At 38.3% G+C, this 6100-nt stretch carries 3 protein-coding genes; all 3 read right to left on the bottom strand.

Features of this window, described 5'->3' with window-relative positions:
- Positions 1 to 58: 58 nt before the first annotated feature.
- The 3 genes from D0T53_RS01640 to D0T53_RS01630 are packed head-to-tail and all read right to left on the bottom strand — an operon-like array spanning position 59 to position 6096.
- Complete coding sequence (locus D0T53_RS01640) at positions 59 to 1354, bottom strand: right-handed parallel beta-helix repeat-containing protein (protein ID WP_163264400.1); 1296 nt, start codon at positions 1352 to 1354, stop codon at positions 59 to 61.
- Positions 1355 to 1369: 15 nt separating this feature from the next.
- Positions 1370 to 3643, bottom strand: coding sequence for a GH92 family glycosyl hydrolase (locus tag D0T53_RS01635; protein ID WP_163264398.1), 2274 nt, complete (start codon positions 3641 to 3643; stop codon positions 1370 to 1372).
- Between the two features lie 47 nt (positions 3644 to 3690).
- Positions 3691 to 6096 carry a glycoside hydrolase N-terminal domain-containing protein gene (locus D0T53_RS01630; RefSeq protein WP_163264396.1) on the bottom strand — a complete coding sequence of 802 codons (2406 nt, stop codon included), beginning with the start codon at positions 6094 to 6096 and terminating at the stop codon, positions 3691 to 3693.
- Positions 6097 to 6100: the final 4 nt, after the last annotated feature.

The raw sequence follows: 6100 nt of genomic DNA, 5'->3' as shown, positions 1-6100 counted from the left end.
ACACATTTTACCTAACTGGTGGTATACTTTTCAATTATTTTAGTGGACTACTTTTCAATTATATTATACATGTCATTTCCATACGACAGCCACTTATGTGTAACGATGGTGTCCAAGTTAGATTCTCAAGGCAATCACCTTCTTGTATACCCTTAGGTAAGGGTTTCGATAATTGCACTTTAATCTGCCTGTCGGATATACGTTCTGTTTCTTCAACAGTCGAAAATCCAATTTTTCGTAATGTTTCGGATTGAATAAAAGCAACGGTGTCGTTTTTAAAGAAAGCATCCATTCCGTACGTCTGCCCATGCATAAAACGCATGGTAACAACATTTGGAGAATGAATTTTTTCAATCCTCAGATATGTTCCATGCACGTTTATAGGATCGTCGTGCAATCCTTTAAAATTACAATCTTCAATTTCGACATGTCCCTTACAACCCGAAAAATGCATACCATCGGCAAAAGCTGCAATAGTTCGCCCGCGAGAAGGAACTATATGCACTTTTTCATAATTCAAATTCTCCGAAAATTGAGAAACTATACCCAAACCGTGCATATAATGTAAATACATATTTTCGAGTTTCACATTCTTCGACCGATTTACAAATACTCCAACATGGTCTCTTATATGACATCGAGTAGTCAGGGTTTGACCCTCCTGGTAATTTTCGTTACTAAAATTATTTTCCAGTTTTAGTTTGAATGGTGCTATTTCGGTAGCCTGACTGTTGCCTATAGGGTCCCACGATGAGTAAACATTTGTTCCCTGAAGCGTATCGGTTTGTATACTGAAAAAGTTATCATTCATACCCCAACCTTCGCCATAAAAACGGATTCGTCCATCAATAACGGTATATTTCGAATCGGGGTGAACAGTAATCAGAGCATGATTTGAAGATAATTCATCAAATGTAAATTCGGTCATAGAAGGACGCTCAAAATCGACACTCACATTTTGTATAGTGATATTCTCCGACTGATCGACAGCAAACGTTATCATCTTTCCGTGAAATATAAACTGAGAACCGTTTCCTTCAACAGTCACATCCTTTATTCCTTCAAACAGTAGGCCTATGCTTTTTACCTTTGAAGGACAATCGGTTTCGGATGATGTGTTTGATACAAAATATTTACGCCGCTCGGCATTAGTATCCCAAAAGTCGTAACGACCTTTGGGAAATACCAATGTTGAACCCGGATTATTTTTACATTCCTTTATTGCCTTTTTTACACTTTCTGTTACATCCTGAAACGTATTCGGATAAACACCGAATTCCGAAACGTTTATTACTTTTGCTTGAATTGAATACCCAGCAAATAAAAAAAGAAGAATTAACAATGTTTTTTTCATGGTAGCAACCGAATATTAATCAGGTCTGTCCTGTTGTTTAGTACCCCATTTCGAGGGCTTTTTACCCATTTTGAACTCAAGAACACCTCCGTTCATAATATCCTGATGAAGTATGTAGGTATTGTCATACTTCTTTCCATTTAATTTTACTGACTGAATGTAAATATCATCAGCGGTATTTTTAGGAGCTAAAACTGTGAAAGTTTTGGCATTCCCAACTTCTATTACAGCTTTTTCCAATAACGGCGAACCTATCACATATACCCCGTTAGCAGGATTTACAGGATAGAAACCCATTGCACTGAAAACATACCATGCCGACATTTGTCCGCAATCTTCGTTTCCTGCATAACCTGCAGATGTTGTATTATATAAATCCTTCATAATTTGAGACGCATATAACTGAGACTTCCAAGGTTGTCCGGCATAATTGTACAGGTAAACAACATGATGGCTAGGCTCGTTACCATGAGCATACTGACCTATAAAGCCTGAGGCATTATGATTTACATCTCCATCATTATCTGTTAAAGTAAAAAATGTATCGAGCTTATTAAGAAAGGCTTTATCGCCGCCCGTTAAACTTATAAGATCCTTCACATCTTGTGGAACATACCAGTAATATTGCCATGCATTTCCTTCGGTAAACGGTTGTCCTCCATTGGCACCATATTTCAGAGGGTCGAATGGTTCAATCCAATTTCCTTTATCATCTTTCGACTGAAAAAACTTAGTTTGCCCATTATGTAAGTTACGATAGTATTGCGAACGAGCAATAAAATGTTCATAATCGGCTTGTTTACCTAATTTCTTAGCCAACTGAGCAACACACCAATCGTCGAAAGCCATTTCCAATGTTATAGAAACCGACTGTGTTTGTATATTTTCGGGCATATAACCATACTTTTCCCAAACCTCGAACGGAGAGTTCAAATGGCTTGTTAACGAAGAGTTTTTAACAGCTTCGTAAGCTTTTTCGGCATCTAAGCCCGGTATACCTTTCATTACGGCATCTACCACAACAGGAATAGCGTGATTTCCTATCATACAATAGTTATCTTGCCCCCACAATTGCCATACAGGCAAATATCCTTCGGTATCGTATTGGCGAATCATACTTTTCACAAAATCGGCTGTTCTGTCTTGTTGAACAAGTGTATACAGCGGATGAACAGCACGATAAGTATCCCATAACGAGAACAACGAATAATGAACACCCTTACCACTTGTGCTTACATTGCTGTTGTTAAAAGCGGTAGTCATGTAATCGCCATTTACGTCCGACATTGTATTAGGTTGAATAAAGGCGTGATAAAGACCTGTATAGAAAATAGTTTTTTGCTTTTCGGTCCCTTCAATTTTTATCTTTCCTAATTCTTTTTCCCATTCAGCATCTGCCGCAGCTTTAACTTTATCGAAATCCCAACCTGCAATTTCGCTATTCAGGTTATTTTTTGCATTGGCTATACTTGTCGCCGAAATGCCGATTTTAGCCAGTAAAGGTTTTCCATCTTCAGTGTCAAAATCAAAAACACCTTTCATATTGCGGCTATTCAGCACTTTAGAATCTCTATATATAAGCCCTCCGTCAGTCATTATATTCCGAACAATAGGTTTTGAGAATTTCACATAAAAATAAACTTTACGTAATCTTGCCCATCCTGTTATTGCCCTGTAACCTTCAATAGTATAGTCGTCAACCTGCCTTATCTGCGCATTTGCAATTTGAGTATCCCAACTTCCTTTTTTGCGCGAATGATTGAGGTTCACTATCAAACGGGCTTGCTTTCCCTTTGGATAATGATAACGATGAAAACCCGTACGTGTGGTAGTTGTCAGCTCCGCATTTATATCGTAATCCAACAGTTTTACCTGATAATACCCGGGACTTGCACTTTCCTGATCGTGAGAATATTTCGATTGAAAACGGGACGGATCGGTTGTCGACTCGTCAATGTTCCCCACAACAGGCATAAACAGAATATCAAAAAAATCGGCCAAACCTGTACCACTCATGTGTGTATGGCTAAAGCCTAAAATAGTTTTATCGTTATAGTCGTAACCCGAATTTTTGTCCCAATCAATCTCCGTACGCGTATCAGGACTAAGCTGTACCATACCAAAAGGCGACGTTGCTCCGGGATAATTATTCCCCGAAAGGCTGGATTCGACAGCCCCTGTCCCGATAAACGGATTTACGTAATCGGTAACCTTTTTCGTTTGAGCTTGTGCACTAAACGCAACTAATAAAAAAAATGCAACAAATAAAGATTGCTTTCTAAAAGTCATAATTATTTATATTTTGTAATTATTATTTACTTATGGGAAGAAGTTTTTCAAACATTATAATCCAACTCCATAGTTTCCCCTTTTTTCAATTCGAACGATAATAAACCATTAGCTTGTTGCTTAAGCATAATAGTACGTCCATTCTTCTTTAGTTGGGGAATAAGCTGTTCTGTATCCAATTTTATTCTGAAAGCATTATCTGATGTTGCTACTATTTTAGCTTCAGATACTTTTCCATCCTTCCATTTAAGATCAACATCGGCACCACCTCTTACGCACAAACCTTTAAAATAACCGGTATTCCACTCTTTAGGTAATGCAGGTAAAAATTCGATATATTCCAAATGACTCTGTATCAGCATTTCTACAATGCCTGCACCTCCGGCTTCATTGCCATCAAATACAAATATATCGTAAGGAGCGCCAGCAATACCTTCGGGCGAAATAGTCAACAGATTTTCTCTGGCAAAAAAGCGTTGCATATCTACAACACTGCTGTATGCCTTCTGAGCATCTTTTAGCCGGGCATAATTACAAATAAGATTTGCCCTGCTCCATTCCACATCTTCCCAACCATCGGCAGCCAAGCGGTATTCTATCGTTTTTTCGGCAGCTTTAGCCAGCTCCGGAGTCTTCTCCGGTGTTATTTGCGCAAATGGGTATAATGCTAACAGATGCGAAGTGTGCCTGTGATTAGGTTGGGCTTCCTCAAAATCTTCGAACCACTCTTGTATAGCTCCGCTTTTTCCAATCATTATAGGAGGCAATTTAGCTATAGCATTTTTTAATGTGTCGCGAAAAGCAGCATCAATTCCCAATATTTCGGAAGCTTCGACGCAGGAAGAAAAAATTTCGTAAGCAAGCTGACGGTCACATGTAGGCATCATTGATAACGATATATGTTGTCCATCATAAACAAACGAGTTTTCGGGCGATGTGCTTGGCCCTGTCATCAGATAACCATTTTTCGGATGTTCGACCATATAGTCGAGCAAGAAAACAGCATTACCTTTCAATAAAGGATATGCATCTTTTCTTAAGAAATCTTTATCGGATGTATAGCTATAATGAGTCCATAAATGCGATGCAATCCACGAACTTCCGGTAGGAAATAATCCCCAGTTTACACTAGATCCCGAAGATGTATATCCCCAAACATTAGCAACAGTATGAGCCGTCCAGCCTCTGGTTCCATACATCTTTTGCGCTGTAATTTCGCCATGATGGGCCAAATCCTTTATATACTCAAATAATGGGGCATTACATTCGTGCAAATTACCGATGTTAGACAACCAATAGTTCTGTTGAGTATTTATATCAAGATGATAATCGTTTGTCCACCCCATATTACATGCCAGATTATCATTCCAAACACCTTGCAATGCAGCAGGAAGAGGCGAATTTTCGCGAGAACTGGCTATTAATAAATAACGAGCATAATGAAAAAATAAGGCATCGAGCCCAATATCGTTTTTTCCGCTTTTTACATTTGCCCAACGAACATCTGTTGGTAAATTATCAGCTTCACTTTTTCCGAACGAAAGTTCTACTCTGCTAAACAATGCAGAATAGTCTTTTATATGTTTATCCTTTAACCTGTTATAATTCTGTTGTATACTTTTCGATACACTATTTGCACAATCAGACTTATAATTAGGGTTCTTATAGTCGGTACGGATATCTAAAGCTATAACAGCTTCTGTAGCATCCTTTACTGTTATTTTTCCGCCATTAGCCAATATTTTTCCATTATTCACTTTAACAGTTACTTTCCCCATAAAACCAACCCCTCCGGGGCCTTGTTTCGGAAAAGATACTGTACCCGTAAATTCAATACCATTATCTTGTGATAGTACCTGAGATTCTCGTAACAAGTCAAAAGACAGATCAAAATTCAATTTACCTTTTTTGTCCGATGATAAACGGATAATAACCACATCGTCAGGATTCGAACAGAAATATTCACGCTTATAGCCTACATTTCCGGCCTTAAACGAAACCTCACTTACCGCATTTTTCAGATTCAGTACCCGTTTATAATCCTTTATCTCTTTGTCGGTATATTTAAAATCTATTTTTAAATCGCCTACAGGAACATGCGAACCAAAAGAATGTGGTAACCCTGCTAAAAATTCAGAAGCAATATGGTTTCCTTCAACATATTTTCCGTCAAAAAACAATTGTCGAATATCCGATAAAACTTCTGTTCCACAAGGACGCTCTTGAAATTTATCGTGTTGCCCCGACCACATTGTTATTTCGTTCAATGCAATTGTTTCAGAGTCTATGCCGCCGTATACCATCATACTAAGCCGCCCGTTTCCGAGCGGCAAAGCTTGCATCCATTCTGTTGCAGGTTTATCATACCATAGTTTCAGCGGATTAGAATTGTCTGACATTGCTATTAATGGCAAGCCGAAACATAATAATAGAACGAATGTTTTTATTTTCATCTCG

The organism is Dysgonomonas sp. 216 (assembly GCF_010501065.1).
Lineage (GTDB): Bacteria > Bacteroidota > Bacteroidia > Bacteroidales > Dysgonomonadaceae > QVMM01.
This window is presented reverse-complemented; position numbering and strand designations above follow the sequence as displayed.